A 16,731-nucleotide genomic window follows, 5' to 3' on the forward strand; every position below is an offset into this window, starting at 1 on the left:
TTCCTTTAAGGAAGTAAGATCCCTGAGAGATGATCAGGTAGATAGGCTGGAAGTGGAAGTACAGTGATGTATGGAGCGGACCAGTACTAATCGATCGAGGACTTAACCACTAAAAAGTGGCGAAAGTGTATGATGGTGTTGTAGACAAACAAGTTTGAATCATTCAACTATCTAGTTTTCAGAGAACAATGTTCTCTAAAGAATAGAAAAGAGTCATTGTGCGGTGATGATGGCGGGAAGGATCCACCTGTTCCCATTCCGAACACAGCCGTTAAGCTTCCCAGCGCCGAGGATAGTGAGGGGTTTCCCCTTGTGAAAGCAGGACGTTGCCGTGCAGCTCTTTTTTATTTATTAAGAATAGTTTTTGATTCCGCAATAGCTCAGTTGGTAGAGCGCGCGACTGTTAATCGCGTTGTCGCAGGTTCGAGCCCTGCTTGCGGAGTTTTTATTTGGAAAAAATGAATAGGCCGCTTTAGCTCAGCAGGTAGAGCGCATCCATGGTAAGGATGAGGTCGCCGGTTCGAATCCGGCAAGTGGCTTAGATAAACAACATCTACGGATGTTGTTTTTTTATGTCTAAATATAATGCAAAAACAAATTCTCATTTATATTATGTTGTTTGAGGACTTGATTTGATAATATTGATTACAATTTATTAATGCTTATTCTTGTTAAGTTTTTAATTAGGACATGTGCAGTAACTGCTATTTGCTAAGATCTAGTTCTTCTGATAAAATTAACCTAAATCAAATAAATAAAAATTGAACTGGAAAATTGTAGCTAGGGTTCCGCCAAACAATCACCATTAAGGGACTGTGACCGAGGGCTACATCATTTATTAGATCATATAAATGGCACCTATTGACATAAAAGGTCCGAGGGGAAAAGTTCAGCGTATTTAATATGCGTTGAATTTTTCTCCTCGGACCTTTTTTATGTGTAAAAGAGAAAAATGGATCCACTCTGTTTTATATCAATACTAAAAAAAGGAGTAGTTTATCATGAGTAATATTTATAAAGCATTATCTATCGCAGGTACTGATCCAACAGGTGGAGCAGGTATTCATGCTGATTTAAAAACTTTTCAAGAGCAAAGAGTCTATGGAATGGCGGTAATTACTTCAGTGGTTGCTCAAAACACACTAGGAGTAAAATCATTTGAAGAAGTTTCTATAGAGAATATTTCAGAACAAATTGACTGTGTCTTTGAAGATATTATTCCTGATGCTGTAAAAACTGGAATGTTAGCAAGTCAATCTATAATAGAACTAATTGCGAATAAACTAAAAAAAAATGAGGTTAAATTGTATGTAATGGATCCTGTGATGGTTGCTAAAAGTGGGCACCATTTATTACACGAAGAAGCTATTAGTTCTCTAAAGGCGCTCTTAATTCCACTTGCAACCATTATTACTCCAAATATTCCAGAAGCAGAAGTAATTATTGGGAAAAATATTCATACTATTAATGATATGCGTAATGCGGCGAAAGAGATCGTAGAAGTTTACGGAGCAAAAGCTGCTGTGATCAAAGGTGGGCATATGCAGGGCGAAGCCCGAGACATACTGTACCATAATGGAGAGATTAAAGAGTTCAGCTCTGCTCGATATAATACAGTGAATACTCATGGAACAGGCTGTACATTTTCAACAGTTATAACGGCTGAACTCGCAAAAAATAATAGTATAGAAGATTCAGTAAAAACAAGTAAGGAATTTATTTCGCAGGCAATCCAAAAGACGTTAAATATTGGAAAGGGCCAGGGACCAACCAATCACTTTGCATATAATGAGAAGAATAAAGGATATTAATTTGAATCATAAAGGAGAGTTTTTATTGACTAAGTACACTATTAAACCTGGAATAGCTGTAATCATTGTAGATGAAGAGCAGAAAATATTATTACAACTCCGATCAGATGTTAAAAAGTGGGGAATTCCATCAGGGAATGTAGATCCAGGAGAATCGATTACTCAAGCTGCAATAAGAGAAATGAAAGAAGAGGCAAATATTTTTATCCGTATCAAGAAACTAATTGGTATTTATTCTGAACCTGACTCTCAGTTGTTTCACTATCCAAATGGAAAAACTGTACACTTTGTTACCTCATGTTTTTTAGCAGAAATTGTAGAAGGTAAAGTAAAAGCGAATTCAAAAGAGTCAATAGATATGAAATTTTTCCCAATTACAGAACTTCCTGAAAATCTGCTAAAAATGCATCCACAGTGGTTAGAGGATGCCCTCGCAAAAGAAAAAACAACATTTATCCGATAAATAAAATTTGTATCTATTATTTACCACTTGAAAGGTTTACTTAAGTGTATCTTCTAAGGAGCTGTGTTTAAATTTTTCGGGTTAGAGGTTATAATTGCAAGCATGGCAGCAAAGGTAGGTTTTAGGATAGTTATTCTGATGAATCATGATATATAGAGATTTTTAATTACAGGAAGCGTTCCTAACAATTGCAGTAACTTATTTGATAGATTCCTTCAAAATTTCTTGTCCAGAAGCCTTTATTGCTGTAACAATGACGAACTTTATTTATTGTCCTTCTTAAAATTCGCCATATACCCCATTGGTTACATGTATTCTTACAGAAGACAGTCAATTCATTGTCAAAGAGCACTCTCTTTATATTGTGTCATTGATTGTTATGGAAGAAGAGGCTCAGGTTACTTCTGAGTCTCTAGCTGGTAGTTTGAATACGAAATCGGCGATCATTCGTAAGAGTATCAGTATGCTGAGAAAGGCAGATCTTGTAAGAACAAGTCATGCGTAGCTAGTGTTCAATTGACTAAAAAGTTCGATGTAATTACTTTACTCGATATATATAAAGCAGTAGCGATTGTAGAAGAACAGAAATTGTTTAGCTCATCAATAGAATGGTGTAATGATATAAGTAAGTATTTATATTGTTAAACTAAAAGTTTAAAGAGATTATTCAATTATATCTATTCACTTCTAAAAGTAATTTGAGTGATGGGAATCGGTTATTGTTTCGCTAAATGGCAGAAAGCTGAAGTAGACTAAAAAGAATATACGGCATAAATATTAATAAAATACCGAAAGTAGTGACTTTATAAAAAATCTAGAATAAATAAAAAAAATTATACTTACGAAAGATAGACACATTCCTATATAATACCAAGAGTGACTTAGAAGGAGGAATTTTATGCCAACAACGAAGAAAGAAACTTTTTTATTTGGTTTAATTATGTGTTTTGGGATGGTGTTAATCATGACTGTCTATAATTTATTTTTAAATGGAATAATGGAAGAAATGACTATTATAGCAATCGTATCAGATTTTGCAACAGGATTTATGATTGCACTGATGTTAGATTTGCTTATAATTGGTCCAAATGCTAAAAAGGTTGCACTAAAGTTAACAAAAAATGTGAATAATTCATTGATTAAAATTTTAGCAATTTCAACTTGTATGGTTTTTGGAATGGCGTTTTTTATGTCAATTTATGGATTAGTTTCCACGTATATCCATACAGATAAGATCAGTAATTCTGTTGTTTTAGATTATTTAGCAATCTATGGTAAGAATCTTATAGTGGCTTTACCTTTGCAACTATTGGTAATGGGTCCGATTGTTCGCTTTATATTTGTTAAACTTATTAAAAATCGAGACAATGATGCAGAATTGAATAATAGAATAACTATTAAGAATTAACTAGTAAGATTTACAAATAGAAAAAAACAACCTTGACTTTTATACTGGTCGAGGTTGTTTTTTTCTATTACTAAATATTTTGATCATGTAGTATATAGAAATAATAAATCTAAATAAACTACTTTTTCGATTTGAAATGTGCTGCTTTATTGATTTTAAAAGTCTGCAGCTTCTTTAGCATTTGATGGAATTGATTGAATTTCTCCAGTTTTGCGTAATACAATCTTAGTGATAACGGGACCAGAGAATTCATAAAGTAATGTAGCACTTAATACAACAGTCCTGATCTGATCAGCGTATTCAGGAAGTATACCTGCTGAAATAGTAATTAAGCCAATACCTACACCTGCCTGAGGCAATAGCATAAAGCCTAGATAGTTTCGAACAACTTTAGGAGTATGCATCATCAAAGATCCCAAATAAGCTCCAATGACTTTTCCAACAATACGGAAGACAGTATACATAATTCCTATTAAACCAACTGTTGGAATGATATGGATATTCAGTTGAGCTCCAGCTAAAACAAAAAACATTAAGAAAATAGGAGGTGTGAATCGGTCGGAAAATTCTCCCATTTGAGGAGCATCACTTGATATATTAGTTAAAACAGTTCCTGTCATCATAGCAGCTAGTAATTCGGAAACTCCAAGTCCCACAGAGACACTACTAGTTAGAAAAACAAAAGCAATTAAGAGTGTTAATTTTTGACCTGAGGTTTTAGTATACTTAAGTGGGTATTTCATAATGAATCCTATTAGAGCTCCAATAGCAAGTGATAAAAACACACTAAAGATGGGTTGGAATATTGAAGATAGAACATTGATATCTTGATCTCCGGTATTCACAAGAATCTTCACAGCTGTGGAACAAAACCCAAACAAAATCAATGCAGTCGCATCATCTAATGCTGCTACACTCTTAAGCATTTCTGAAACTGGACCTTTCGCTCGGTATTCTTTCATAACTAATAAAATTGAAGTAGGTGCAGTTGCTGCGGCTATAGCACCCATAATTAAAGCAAATGCAGGATCAGTACCAATTAAAAACAAGGATGAAGCTACTAAGACAGCGGCCAATGTAGATTCTAATGCAGCAATTATTAGTGGAGTAAGTCCTACACGTCTTAAATAGCTAGCTTTAAAAGAAAGTCCAATGGTAAATGATATAAAAGCTAATGCAATTTCAGAAATAATATCCATACTTTCAACAACGTTTTCGGGCATGATATGGAAAAATGATGGTCCAAGTAGTAAGCCGCCAAAAATATAACCGGTCACGGTCGGCAATTTAATCATAGCAGCTAAACGACCAAACAAAGACCCTACTAGCAAAGTGAGGGCCACATAAAACATGGTATTTAGTTCCAATTTAAAATCTCTTCCTTCCTAAAAAAATTATTAATGAAAGCCTTCAGTGAATAGAGTAGGTACGGCAAACAATACACCTGTATCAGGATTTGATAAATCACCAATAACGTCATTAACAACTTTTCGGATAGTTTCAACTTGCGATTCATCTACAATAGTAAAAATCATTTTGTTTTCAGAGTGATCAGAAGTAATAAACGGGCGTATTGTTGATATTATACGAGTATCTTCAAGTGAAGACAATTGTTGAGCCATTCCTACAGAATTTAATACAGTAGCAGAATCAATTCCTACATTAGTAAATTCTAATAGTAATTCATCTAATAATTCTGTTTTATTTAAGATCATAATAACGAGTATTTTATTATCGTTTTTCTTTTCAGACATAACATAGTTCCTCCTTTTTTCCTATTAAAGCAGAGATAACCCTCTAGCATTATCAGTTTACTCTTCTTTTTTTAGATGTCAAATAATTTATGAAGATTATCAAAATAAAACTATTTTGAAAGCGTTTTTTGTGGTATAATAGACAAATTTAATAAAAAAACAAGCAGTTTACTCCGATAATTAACTGAAAATAGTATATACTTTATGTTTTGATTAGTTTACATCTAAAGGATTTAGCCCCATAAAAATGAATCGGAGAATTATGATTAAATCATGAAAGCGCTCTGTCGGGATTTATGTTAAAATGGATTTGAATCTAAATTGTAGTGTAGAGGAGAATTAGAAATGGAATTTACTAAAGGAGAAAATCGTTTCTACAAAGAAGAACATGGGAAGTTGTTAGCTGAAGTTACTTATGTACCACAAGGAGACCAAGTCGCAATTGATCATACCTTTGTTGATCCTTCCTTAAGAGGTCAAGGGGTAGCTGAGCAATTGGTCGATAGAGTAGTGGAAGAAATGGAAAAAGAAAACAAAAAAATTATAGCAAGCTGTCCTTATGTGGTGGAATTATTCAAACGTAAATCTGAAAAATATCAAGCAATCAATGCAAATGCATAAAAAATAATGAATGATAAAAAAATCTTGATAAATAGTTGACAAAAGGGGTAATCCATAATACAATATATCTTGTGCTCAAAAAGCATAATATATGTATGGCCCCTTGGTCAAGCGGTTAAGACACCGCCCTTTCACGGCGGTAACACGGGTTCGAATCCCGTAGGGGTCATTGAACTATAATATTTAAGTCAAGCTCACTTTAATGGTTTGCCGGCTTAGCTCAGTTGGTAGAGCAACTGAATCGTAATCAGTGGGTCGAGGGTTCAATTCCTTTAGCCGGCATTTAACAAGTAATACCGTTTTACTTTAATATTATGGAGGGATAGCGAAGTGGCTAAACGCGGCGGACTGTAAATCCGCTCCTTCGGGTTCGTAGGTTCGAATCCTACTCCCTCCATTTTTTTGGGCTATAGCCAAGCGGTAAGGCAGCGGGTTTTGATCCCGTCATTCCCTAGGTTCGAATCCTAGTAGCCCAGTATTATTGAAAAGCTGTGTAGCGTAGTCGCTATACAGCTTTTTTATATAAACAATATTATGATGAAATTGTTATAAATTTCGTTATTAACTACGATTATATTGTCTAGTTATGATATACTAATTTCGTGCATGTTTAGAATTAGGAGGTGACGTTCATGCCCTTTGATTTCCTATCAGAATTTGACTGGTCACGGTTACTTACGTTACGAACAGGAATCAACATAGTCGACATTACAATCGTCGCATTTTTTATTTATCAACTGATTAAAATCGTTCGTGGTACTCGAGCAATTGAATTGCTAAAAGGAATCGGTGTAATTTTATTATTAAAACTCTTTAGTATGTTGTTACAATTGCATACCACAGAGTTTATCGTCAACTTTGTCATTCAATGGTCTGCGTTGGCTTTGATTATTATTTTCCAACCAGAATTAAGAAGAGGTTTAGAACATTTAGGTAGAGGTTATCTATTTGGAAGAAGAAAGAAAAGCAATCCAAGCGAAATCGTTGTAGGTAATTTGGCAACTGCTATTCAATATATGAGTAAACGACGCATAGGTGCTCTAATCTCCATAGAAATGGAAAGTGGTTTGGATGAGTATATAAAAACCGGAATTAAAATAGGAGCGGATATTTCTTCGGAATTACTGATTAATATTTTTATTCCCAATACTCCTTTACATGATGGAGCGGTTATTATAAAAGATTTTAAAATTATGACAGCTGCCAGCTATTTACCTTTATCTGAAAGTCCAGCTATTCCTAAAAAATTGGGCACAAGACATCGAGCTGCAATTGGTTTATCCGAAGCAACAGACGCAATCACATTGATTGTGTCCGAGGAAACTGGGGAAATCAGTCTTGCCAGAAGTGGAAATCTGATTACTGAGATGGATAGTAATGATGTTATCGAATATCTGAATAAAGAATTAGTAATGAGTACAAAGGAGAAAGAGACACAAGGACCGATACAGCAAATTATTGAAGCGGTTCGGAAGGGAGTGTCTGGTAAGTGAAATGGAACTTAAATAATAATTGGTTTACTCGGATTATTGCAGTGTTTTTTGCAGTTTTACTGTTTTCTTATGTTTATTATGAAGAAGAATCAAGAAACTTATCAACTAGTCCGACCGATGGAGCAAGTATCACAGGATCAGAAGTCATTACTAATATTCCAATTGATATTGTGGTAGACCGGGATCAATATTTCGTTTCGGGTATACCAGAAACTGCTACGATCCGCTTGGAAGGTCCGCAAGCTATTTTGACACAGACATTAGCTACTCAAAATTTTAATATTGTGACACCTGACTTGAATGAATTAGGACCAGGGACACATACAGTCAGCCTGGAAGCTGATGGATTGAGTGATCAGCTAGATTATAGCATTAGTCCCTCAGAATTTGAGTTAACGATTGAAGAAAAAAAAGTAGAAGAACATGATATCAGGGTAGAATTTAATGAAGCAGCTCATTTAGCTGATGGATATACTGCTGGAACTCCAGTCCTCTCAACTGAAGCAGTACGTGTTTCAGGGGCGGAATCGACAGTTGACCAAATTAGCGATGTAATGGTTGTTGTAGTACCAGAGGAAAGTAATGTTTCAGAAGATATTCAGATGACATTAAATGTCTTAGTGTTAGATGGAACGGGAGATCCTTTAAATGTCAATATTGATCCTCAACAAGTAGATGTACGAATTCCAGTTGAAGGCACACAAAGATCAGTTCCCATCGTGTTGAAAAAAACAGGATCCGCAGATGAAAATTTTCAGTATGATCTCGAAATTTCACAAGGACAACCAGAAAATGTGAATGCGACTGGAGAAACAGATGCTCTAGAAGCATTGAAGAACTTCCCTGTTGAAGTAGATGTATCTGGAATTACAGAATCAACTGTGCGAACAGTTCCGTTAATTCTGCCGGAAGGAATTACTGAAACAGATCCTGAAGAGTTGGAAGTATTGATTCGAGTCACTCCAAATGATAGTGAAAATACTGGAGACAGTGCGGAATAATAAAAAGCGATTTGTATAATTGATAAAGGAGAATATTAACTAATGGGAAAATATTTTGGTACAGATGGAGTAAGAGGTATTGCAAACGCTGAGCTCACTCCAGAAATGGCCTTTAAATTAGGTAGGTATGGTGGATATGTTCTTGCCCAACACACAGAAGATGAAAGACCTCGAGTATTAGTAGGGAAAGACACACGAGTCTCTGGTCGCATGTTAGAGTATGCTTTGATTGCTGGATTATTATCAGTAGGAGCAGAAGTATTAAGATTAGGCGTATTGACTACGCCAGGTGTTTCTTATTTGACACGTCAACAAGGGGCTACTGCAGGGATCATGATTTCTGCATCGCATAATCCAGTCCAAGATAACGGAATTAAATTTTTTGGATCTGATGGATTTAAATTATCCGATGCGCAGGAACTGGAAATTGAAAGTCTTATAGATGCAGATGAAGATACTTTGCCGCGTCCGAGCGCTGAGGGATTAGGAACTTCTGAGGAATATAAGGAAGGTATGCTAAAGTATATTCAATTCTTGACACAGACAATCTCTGGCAGTCTTACAGGTCTTCATGTTGCTTTAGATGGGGCAAATGGGGCAGCTAGTCCATTATTGAATCGTTTATTTGCAGATCTGGATACTGACTTTGATGTTACAGGTGCGTCCCCTGATGGATTGAATATCAATGCAGGAGTAGGGAGCACACATCCAGAACATCTGGCTGAATTTGTTTTGGAAAAAAATGCTCAGGTTGGTTTATCATTTGATGGGGATGGCGATCGTCTGATTGCGGTAGATGAATTAGGAAATATCGTAGACGGAGATAAAATTCTTTATATATGTGGAAAATTCATGCATGATGAAGGTCGCTTGAAAAAAAATACAATCGTATCGACCGTGATGAGTAATATTGGTTTTTATAAAGCGATAGAACAGCACGGTTTAGAGTCTGTCAAAACAAAAGTTGGCGACCGCTACGTAGTGGAAGAAATGCTGAAAAGCGGCTATAATCTTGGTGGGGAACAATCTGGACATGTTGTATTTCTTGATTACCATACAACGGGTGATGGATTACTTACAGGAATCCAATTGTTAAATGTAATGAAACAAACAGGTAAAAAATTATCTGAGTTAGCAGAAGAAGTATCTACTTTCCCTCAAAAATTAGTAAATATACCAGTGACAGATAAACATAACGTTCTGCAAAATGAAGCAATTAAATCTGTTATTGAAGAAGTAGAAGCAGAAATGGGTGAAAACGGTCGGGTGTTGGTTCGACCAAGTGGAACGGAATCATTATTACGCGTAATGGCTGAAGCGGAAACGGAAGAAGCTGTGGTAAATTATGTAGAACGTATCGCAAGTGTTGTTCGATCAGAGTTAGGAACAAATCAATAATCTAAATCTTAAACAAGCTGAGAATGGATAGAGCCAACCTCAGATATTAGACTGAAAACCTAATATCTAGGGGAGGCTCAGATAATTCTAGGCTTGTTTTTTTATACAAAGCCATAAAAAGATAGTAATGAAATAGAGCAATCGGTATAATGAAAATAATACGGAAATACTTGAAAATCTGAAAATATAGACTAAGGAGAGACTTATTAATGAGAGATTTAGAAGTGCTGCAATCCAAGTTAAGTATTATGGTTAGAAAATTGAATGATGCAAAAAAAGATGTTGAAAACTGTACAAAAAAATATCAGCAAGCTAAAGTACACTATGAAGAAGAGACAGAAGATATAGAAGAAGCAGGAGAGAAATCATTTGCCTATTTTATACGTACAGTTATTGGATCACAAGAAAGAAAAATTGAAAAAGAAAAACAGGAGCAAATTGAGGCAAGATATCAATTGGATAAAGTATCAGAACAGCTTGAAGAAGCAAAAGCTAATTATGAGCAGTTAGCATTTAATGTAACTAAAACCAGAGCTGAGCTGGAAGACTTGAAAAAAATAATAGCTGTTAGCGATCCCAGCTACAAAGAAAAAGTAGATGAAGAATCTAAAAAAAGAATGGGATGGCGACAAGAACTTGTTGAGGTTGACGAGGCATTTAATGCGGGGAAAAGTATTTTAAATAGGATAGATGAAGCCCTTAAACATTTAGGGTCGGCAAACAGCTGGTCAACAATGGACATGTTGGGTGGTGGTTTTTTTACAGATATGATGAAATACGACAAAATTGACGAAGCGGAAAATCTTATGTCTAAGGTAGAATCGGAATTACGCCGCTATGAATTAGAATTGAAAGATGTTGAATATGAATGGAATAGCAGTTATGAATTTATTTCTGGTGGACATCGAGCAATGGATATCTTTTTTGATAATATCTTTACAGATATTAGTAATAACAAAAAAATCAACAATAACATCAATAGTCTAGAAACCCTTAAAAATCAAATCATAACGGTACAAAATCGTTTAAAAGGCATGAAAAGAGAAATAAAAGAAAAAATAGTATTGTCTGAACAAATTTATGAATCATTTGACTCATAAATCAGTCTTAAGCATGATTTATTCTTTAGAGAAATTTGCGTATGATGAGATTGTAGAAGTATAACAACGAATGTCATATAAATATTCTAAAGAAATGAGTAGATTTTATGGATGCAGAAACAAAGATGTTAGTTCAACTTGCTGATGAAGAAGATTGGGAAACGCGGAATAAGGCTTTTTTACTACTAATAGAGGCAGTGAATAAGAAAGTAGATTGGGCCTATGAAGTATGGGATAAATTAGTCGATGATCTGTCTTCTTCCAACATGGAACTTAGATTAAGAGCAGGACAATTATTATCTTACTTAGCAATTAGTGATTCCGAACAGAGAATCCTTGAAATTTTCCCTGAAATCTGGGATATTACCTATGATTTGGACTATGAATCTTCCTTAGACCTCTTTCAGTCTACTTGGAAAATCGGATTAGCAGGTGCAGAACAAAAAAATATACTATTTCAAGCCTATGAAGAAAGATTTCAAGAAACGTTGAAAGATTCAGAAAACAATAATGAACTAGTCAGATTTTATATCTTGAAAAATCTTATGAAGTTATACGAACAATTACAAGATAAGAAAACAGAGAATTTAATACAAAAATTATTATATCTAGAATCTGAAAATCGATACAAAGTTAATTGTCAGGTATATATACAAACGTATATTTCTAGATAATTAGCTATCAAGATATTTGCAGGAGGATACCTATGTTACCTGTTGGAGAAATTAGAAGAAAAGCAAGACAAATTTTAGAAGGTAAATGGAGAGAGGTGGCACTTCTAAATATTATTCCAGTTTTGATTGCAATACTTTTTGCTGGGGCAGCAACAAATACATTAGATTTTTTTGGTTTAGGATTCTCTGATGATAATATGGTGAATGAAGTAGCCAATTATGGTATGGATAATTTCATTGATTTTAAGCGTCTCATAATTGATATAGTAACGATACTATTTGCAACGGGTGTATCATTCACACTGCTAGATTTAGTGCGTAATAGCCACTATAAGATTGATCCACTTAGTGACGCATTACGAATATTTAAACAAGGCCAAATAGTATCAGTTATAGCTATCCATATAATATCAGGTTTTTTTATCATTTTGTGGTCATTTTTATTTATCGTCCCAGGTATTATAGCCGCACTTGCCTATTCTCAAGCTTATTATATTTATAAAGATTCAGAAGCAACGGGCGAGAATCTCTCAGCTCTAGATTGTATATCAAGAAGTAAAGAGCTGATGGATGGCAATAAAGGAAAACTATTTGTACTGGAATTGAGTTTTATAGGCTGGCATTTCATCGGAGGGCTTACTTTCGGTTTAGGATACCTTTTTATAACGCCTTACATCCAGACAGCTAAAGCTGTATTTTATAATGACTTACTAGATGAGACGCAAGATTTCTAAATAACTACATTAAATAGTAATTGACTAAAGTTTCTAACAGTGATAATATAACCTCACATCAAAATTAATTTGGGAAGGAATTTGATCTTTGAATCATTCATTTTTGAACATGAATAATAGCTGCTGTTGTACTTGTTGTACAGCTTATTCTTCATGCCTTCAAAAATATTTTATCAAAATCAAAAGTCTTCTCTAATATTAAGTGTAAACTCTTTGAAATTTTGTAAGAGGATAGAGTTAACTGAGTCAATACGATTTTAGTAAAATAACGAAAGCGCATGAGGATATTCCTTGTGCGCTTTTTTGCGCTTTCTAAAAGTAATCAAAAAGTATGAACTAATATAAAGAGGAGTGAAAGTAATGATTTACGACAGTATAACCGAACTTATTGGGAAGACCCCGATGTTTGAAGTAAAAGGTTTCGACATACCACAAGGATCAAAAGTACTTGCGAAACTTGAAATGTTTAATCCAGGCGGAAGCATCAAAGATAGATTAGGGAAAAAACTAATTGAAGAGCCTTTTAAAAAGGGCATCATCAATCATAAAACAACGATTATAGAACCTACAGCGGGCAATACGGGTATAGGGCTAGCTCTCTCAGCCTTAAATTATGGAATGACTACGATTTTTGTGGTCCCTGAAAAGTTTAGTCTGGAAAAACAGCAGTTAATGAAAGCATTAGGGGCTGAAATTATGCATACCTCTACTAATAAAGGAATGAAAGGGGCAATAGAGAAGGCCAAAGAACTAAAAAAGACTATCCCAAATTCTTACTTACCACTGCAGTTTGAGAATGAAATGAATCCAAGAGCCTATTATGAAACGCTCGCTCCAGAAATTATAGCAGATTTAGAAAATCATTATCCAACAGCTTTTATAGCAGGTGCTGGAAGTGGTGGGACATTTAGTGGAGTGGCACAGTATCTGAAAGAATTGAATGAGAATATTAGAACCACAGTAGTAGAACCAGAAGGATCAATATTGGGAGGAGGAATGCCAGGGACGCATGAAACAGAAGGGATAGGGATGGAGTTCATACCAGAATTTTTGAACTTAAAATGGGTCGATCAAGTTTATACAATTACTGATGAAGAGGCTTTTTATTATACAAGAGAGCTTGCCAAACGAAATGGGCTGTTTGTTGGAAGCTCTAGTGGTGCAGCTTTTGCAGGGGCATTAAGGGAAATCAGAAACTTACCAGAAAACAGTACAGTCGTCACTATTTTTCCAGATAGTAGTGAGCGATATTTATCAAAAAATATTTATAAAGGAGCAGAATGAGATGAGAATGAAAACAACATATATACATGGTGGAATTAGTCATGACGAAGCAACAGGATCGGTTAATGTGCCCATTCATCAGACATCAACTTATAAACAAGATAAAGTGGGGGTTCATAAAGGATATGAATATTCTAGAACGGGTAATCCGACTAGAGCTGCACTGGAAGCATTGATTGCCGATATGGAAGGTGGAATTCGCGGATTTGCGTTTGCTTCTGGTTCAGCGGGCACGCATACGATATTTTCTCTATTTTCAAAAGGAGATCATATTGTTGTTGGAGATGATGTATATGGAGGAACTTATCGATTGATAGATAAGGTCTTGAAGCGCTTAGGGTTGACATTCACTATTGTAGATACTAGTAGCCTTGAGGCCATTGAAGGAGCTATTCAAAGGGATACAAAAGCCATCTTTTTAGAAACGCCAACAAACCCTTTACTCAAAATAACAGATATTCAAGCAGTGGCAGAGATCTCAAAAAAACATAAAATCATTTCAATTGTAGATAATACTTTTGCTACACCCTATCACCAGAACCCTTTGAAACTAGGCGCAGACATAGTTTTGCATAGTGCGTCAAAATACCTAGGTGGACATAGTGATGTTGTTGCAGGTTTGGTTACGACTAATGATAAAAGATTAGCGGAGGAGCTCGGGTTTCTGCAAAATGCTATAGGAGGTATCCTTGGACCCCAAGATAGTTGGATTATTCAAAGAGGAATTAAGACATTAGCTATCCGTATGGAGGCACATGAACAGAATGCATTAAAAATTGTAGAACATCTCGTTCAACATCCGAAGGTGTCGAAGGTCTACTATCCAGGACTTGCTTCTCATCCGGGACATTTAACTGCAAAAAAACAAACAACTGGATTCGGAGGAATGGTTTCCTTTGAATTGACTGAAGGATTGTCAGCAAAAACATTTGTTGAAAAACTTAGCTTGATTACCTTAGCTGAAAGTCTTGGAGCAGTTGAAAGTCTTATTGAAATTCCAGCACTGATGACACATGGATCTATTCCTAAAAAGCAACGGTTGAAATCAGGAATAAAAGATGAACTTATCCGATTATCTGTCGGCATAGAAGATGTCAATGATTTGATTGAAGATTTAGAATTAGGCTTTACTAGTGTTTAAACTAGATAATTAAAAGGAGAAGTCATGAAATCCTTTAAAGAATTGATTCAAACTTATAAAAAGTATGACCCGGCAGCGAGGACTGCTTTAGAAATTTTATTAACCTATCCGGGTATATGGGCATTGTTTTATCATCGGGTATCACATTTTCTTTATTTGAAGAATGTAAAGTTACTAGCGAGAATTCTATCAAATTTTGCTCGATTTATAACAGGGATCGAAATTCATCCTGGCGCAATGATAGGAGAGAGGCTTTTTATAGATCATGGTATGGGAATAGTTATTGGTGAAACTGCTGAGATTGGAAATGACGTGAGGATTTTTCATGGAGTAACACTTGGGGGAAGAGGAAACGAAACGGGTAAAAGACATCCAACAATTAAGAATGGCGTACTTTTATCTGCATATGTACAAGTCATCGGAAATGTTACTGTTGGAACAGGAGCTAAAATTGGAGCTAATGCTGTAGTGTTGAAAGACATTCCAGAAGGTGTTACAGCTGTTGGGATTCCAGCTCAAATCGTCAAAACAAAAGAACAGAATGAAAAAAACAGTGCGATTTATAGGTGAGGGAGTAGATAGTTTGGGAAGAGAATTCTTAGATGTTTTTACAGAATGGGCCGAAGAATATGATGCTTTTGTACAAGGAAAAGACAAACAATATAAAGAAGTCTTTGAAGATTATGAAAAAATTCTTGATAGTATTGTTGAAAAGAGTGGCCGTAATGTCATGGAATTTGGTATAGGGACAGGAAACTTGACGGAGAAATTATTAAACGCTGAAAAGAATGTTTTTGCGGTGGAACCTTCTCGTCAAATGCGTGAATTAGCAAACGGAAAACTTCCTGAGGACTTTATCATTTATGATGGAGATTTACAGCAGTATCCAATTCCAACCCATAAAATAGATACGATCGTTAGTTCTTACGTGTTTCATCATTTGACGGATGAAGAAAAAAACAGTGTGTTAAAACAGTATAATCAATTATTGACAGCGGGAGGAAAAGTCATTTTTGCGGATACCCTGTTTATTTCTGAAAAATCTTATAAATTAATGATTGAAGAAGCCGTGGATATGGGGTATGCTGAATTGGCAGAAGATTTGAATAGAGAGCACTATCCTATGTTACCTGTAGTTTATGAAGCTTTAAAACAAGCTGGATTTTTGGAACTCTCATTTAGACAAATGAATAGATTTGTTTGGGTATTTGAAGGAACAAAAAAGTAAGAATATTCGTTAATAACTAATTAGTGCTGGAAATGATGCTAAAGTAAAAGGAGTGCATAGATCATGACTGAAAAAAGAATGAATGTTGAAAGCTTTAACTTGGATCACAATAAGGTAATTGCCCCATATGTAAGAGTAGCGGACCGTAAAACTGGTGCTCATGGAGATATTATCGTAAAATATGATGTTCGTTTTTCACAACCTAATAAAGAACATATGGATATGATGGCGGTCCACTCATTAGAACATTTGACGGCAGAGCATATTCGCAATCATGCTGATTATGTAATCGACTTTGGACCAATGGGATGTCAAACAGGATTTTACCTTACAGTATTGAATCATGAAGATTACGATGAAATATTAGAAGTATTAGAGCGCACTATGGAAGATATTCTAGAAGCGGATGAAGTGCCTGCAAGTAATGAGAAACAATGCGGTTGGGCAGCTCATCATACATTAGAAGGTGCAAAAGAAGTAGCGCGTGAGTTTTTATCTAAACGGAATGAATGGCACATTGTATTTGCATAAGAAAAACTATAAATAAAGAAATAAAGACTGTCTTAATTTAGGCAGTCTTTTTCTTTATTCTCCAGTTTGATATAATAAATAAAATTGAGA

General features: G+C 35.1%; 18 protein-coding genes, 6 tRNA genes and 2 rRNA genes. 24 read left to right on the plus strand and 2 right to left on the minus strand.

Features of this window, described 5'->3' with window-relative positions:
* The 8 genes from BLT22_RS10230 to BLT22_RS10265 form a co-directional block, all read left to right on the plus strand.
* Positions 1-110 (plus strand): 23S ribosomal RNA (locus tag BLT22_RS10230); the annotation flags it as partial.
* 109 nt (positions 111-219) lie between these two features.
* Positions 220-335: ribosomal RNA gene (gene rrf / locus BLT22_RS10235) — 5S ribosomal RNA — on the plus strand.
* Between the two features lie 34 nt (positions 336-369).
* Positions 370-442: transfer RNA gene (locus tag BLT22_RS10240), tRNA-Asn, on the plus strand.
* Between the two features lie 24 nt (positions 443-466).
* Positions 467-539: transfer RNA gene (locus BLT22_RS10245), tRNA-Thr, on the plus strand.
* Positions 540-1,001: 462 nt separating this feature from the next.
* Entirely contained in the window at positions 1,002-1,811 is an 810-nt protein-coding gene (gene thiD / locus BLT22_RS10250) for a bifunctional hydroxymethylpyrimidine kinase/phosphomethylpyrimidine kinase (RefSeq protein ID WP_091763041.1), read from the plus strand.
* 25 nt (positions 1,812-1,836) lie between these two features.
* Positions 1,837-2,274, plus strand: a complete 438-nt coding sequence (locus BLT22_RS10255) for an NUDIX domain-containing protein (RefSeq protein ID WP_218127274.1) — start codon at positions 1,837-1,839, stop codon at positions 2,272-2,274.
* Between the two features lie 364 nt (positions 2,275-2,638).
* Positions 2,639-2,779 (plus strand): helix-turn-helix domain-containing protein, encoded by a 141-nt coding sequence (locus BLT22_RS10260; RefSeq protein WP_087060156.1) that lies wholly within the window; start codon positions 2,639-2,641, stop codon positions 2,777-2,779.
* 393 nt (positions 2,780-3,172) lie between these two features.
* Positions 3,173-3,682, plus strand: coding sequence for a DUF2798 domain-containing protein (locus BLT22_RS10265; RefSeq protein ID WP_091763045.1), 510 nt, complete (start codon positions 3,173-3,175; stop codon positions 3,680-3,682).
* Positions 3,683-3,837: 155 nt separating this feature from the next.
* On the opposite strand, the gene BLT22_RS10270 is transcribed toward BLT22_RS10265, so the two are convergent.
* Positions 3,838-5,049 (minus strand): cation:proton antiporter, encoded by a 1,212-nt coding sequence (locus BLT22_RS10270; RefSeq protein WP_087058071.1) that lies wholly within the window; start codon positions 5,047-5,049, stop codon positions 3,838-3,840.
* A 30-nt stretch (positions 5,050-5,079) separates the two neighbouring features.
* On the minus strand, positions 5,080-5,436 hold the full coding sequence (locus BLT22_RS10275) for a hypothetical protein (RefSeq protein ID WP_087058069.1): 357 nt from the start codon (positions 5,434-5,436) through the stop codon (positions 5,080-5,082).
* A gap of 345 nt (positions 5,437-5,781) precedes the next feature.
* On the opposite strand from BLT22_RS10275, the gene BLT22_RS10280 reads away from it, so the two are divergent.
* From BLT22_RS10280 to BLT22_RS10355, 16 genes are all read left to right on the plus strand, one after another.
* Entirely contained in the window at positions 5,782-6,057 is a 276-nt protein-coding gene (locus BLT22_RS10280) for a GNAT family N-acetyltransferase (protein ID WP_087058067.1), read from the plus strand.
* Between the two features lie 97 nt (positions 6,058-6,154).
* Positions 6,155-6,226, plus strand: a tRNA-Glu gene (locus tag BLT22_RS10285).
* Between the two features lie 40 nt (positions 6,227-6,266).
* Positions 6,267-6,339: transfer RNA gene (locus tag BLT22_RS10290), tRNA-Thr, on the plus strand.
* 34 nt (positions 6,340-6,373) lie between these two features.
* A tRNA-Tyr gene (locus BLT22_RS10295) sits at positions 6,374-6,454 on the plus strand.
* A gap of 6 nt (positions 6,455-6,460) precedes the next feature.
* Positions 6,461-6,533, plus strand: a tRNA-Gln gene (locus tag BLT22_RS10300).
* 156 nt (positions 6,534-6,689) lie between these two features.
* A complete protein-coding gene (cdaA, locus tag BLT22_RS10305; protein WP_087058065.1) occupies positions 6,690-7,550 on the plus strand; it encodes a diadenylate cyclase CdaA in 861 nt (286 codons plus the stop codon).
* Positions 7,547-8,551 (plus strand): CdaR family protein, encoded by a 1,005-nt coding sequence (locus tag BLT22_RS10310; protein WP_091763047.1) that lies wholly within the window; start codon positions 7,547-7,549, stop codon positions 8,549-8,551. Before cdaA ends, BLT22_RS10310 begins: the two co-directional genes overlap by 4 nt.
* Before the next feature lie 42 nt (positions 8,552-8,593).
* A complete protein-coding gene (gene glmM / locus BLT22_RS10315; protein ID WP_091763049.1) occupies positions 8,594-9,949 on the plus strand; it encodes a phosphoglucosamine mutase in 1,356 nt (451 codons plus the stop codon).
* Positions 9,950-10,158: 209 nt separating this feature from the next.
* Positions 10,159-11,049, plus strand: a complete 891-nt coding sequence (locus BLT22_RS10320; protein ID WP_091763051.1) for a hypothetical protein — start codon at positions 10,159-10,161, stop codon at positions 11,047-11,049.
* A gap of 107 nt (positions 11,050-11,156) precedes the next feature.
* Positions 11,157-11,723, plus strand: coding sequence for a hypothetical protein (locus BLT22_RS10325; protein WP_091763053.1), 567 nt, complete (start codon positions 11,157-11,159; stop codon positions 11,721-11,723).
* A gap of 32 nt (positions 11,724-11,755) precedes the next feature.
* Positions 11,756-12,457, plus strand: a complete 702-nt coding sequence (locus tag BLT22_RS10330) for a DUF975 family protein (RefSeq protein WP_091763055.1) — start codon at positions 11,756-11,758, stop codon at positions 12,455-12,457.
* A 360-nt stretch (positions 12,458-12,817) separates the two neighbouring features.
* Entirely contained in the window at positions 12,818-13,741 is a 924-nt protein-coding gene (locus tag BLT22_RS10335) for a PLP-dependent cysteine synthase family protein (RefSeq protein WP_087058053.1), read from the plus strand.
* 1 nt (position 13,742) lies between these two features.
* Positions 13,743-14,882, plus strand: coding sequence for a bifunctional cystathionine gamma-lyase/homocysteine desulfhydrase (locus tag BLT22_RS10340; protein ID WP_091763057.1), 1,140 nt, complete (start codon positions 13,743-13,745; stop codon positions 14,880-14,882).
* Positions 14,883-14,906: 24 nt separating this feature from the next.
* On the plus strand, positions 14,907-15,452 hold the full coding sequence (gene epsC / locus BLT22_RS10345; protein ID WP_091763060.1) for a serine O-acetyltransferase EpsC: 546 nt from the start codon (positions 14,907-14,909) through the stop codon (positions 15,450-15,452).
* 13 nt (positions 15,453-15,465) lie between these two features.
* A complete protein-coding gene (locus tag BLT22_RS10350) occupies positions 15,466-16,110 on the plus strand; it encodes a class I SAM-dependent methyltransferase (protein ID WP_091763063.1) in 645 nt (214 codons plus the stop codon).
* 63 nt (positions 16,111-16,173) lie between these two features.
* Positions 16,174-16,641: an S-ribosylhomocysteine lyase gene (locus BLT22_RS10355; RefSeq protein WP_087058047.1), complete on the plus strand. Its 468-nt coding sequence runs from the start codon at positions 16,174-16,176 to the stop codon at positions 16,639-16,641.
* The last annotated feature ends 90 nt before the right edge of the window (positions 16,642-16,731 follow it).

Origin of the sequence: Marinilactibacillus psychrotolerans (assembly GCF_900101525.1) — a bacterium.
Taxonomy (GTDB): Bacteria; Bacillota; Bacilli; order Lactobacillales; family Carnobacteriaceae_A; genus Marinilactibacillus; species Marinilactibacillus psychrotolerans.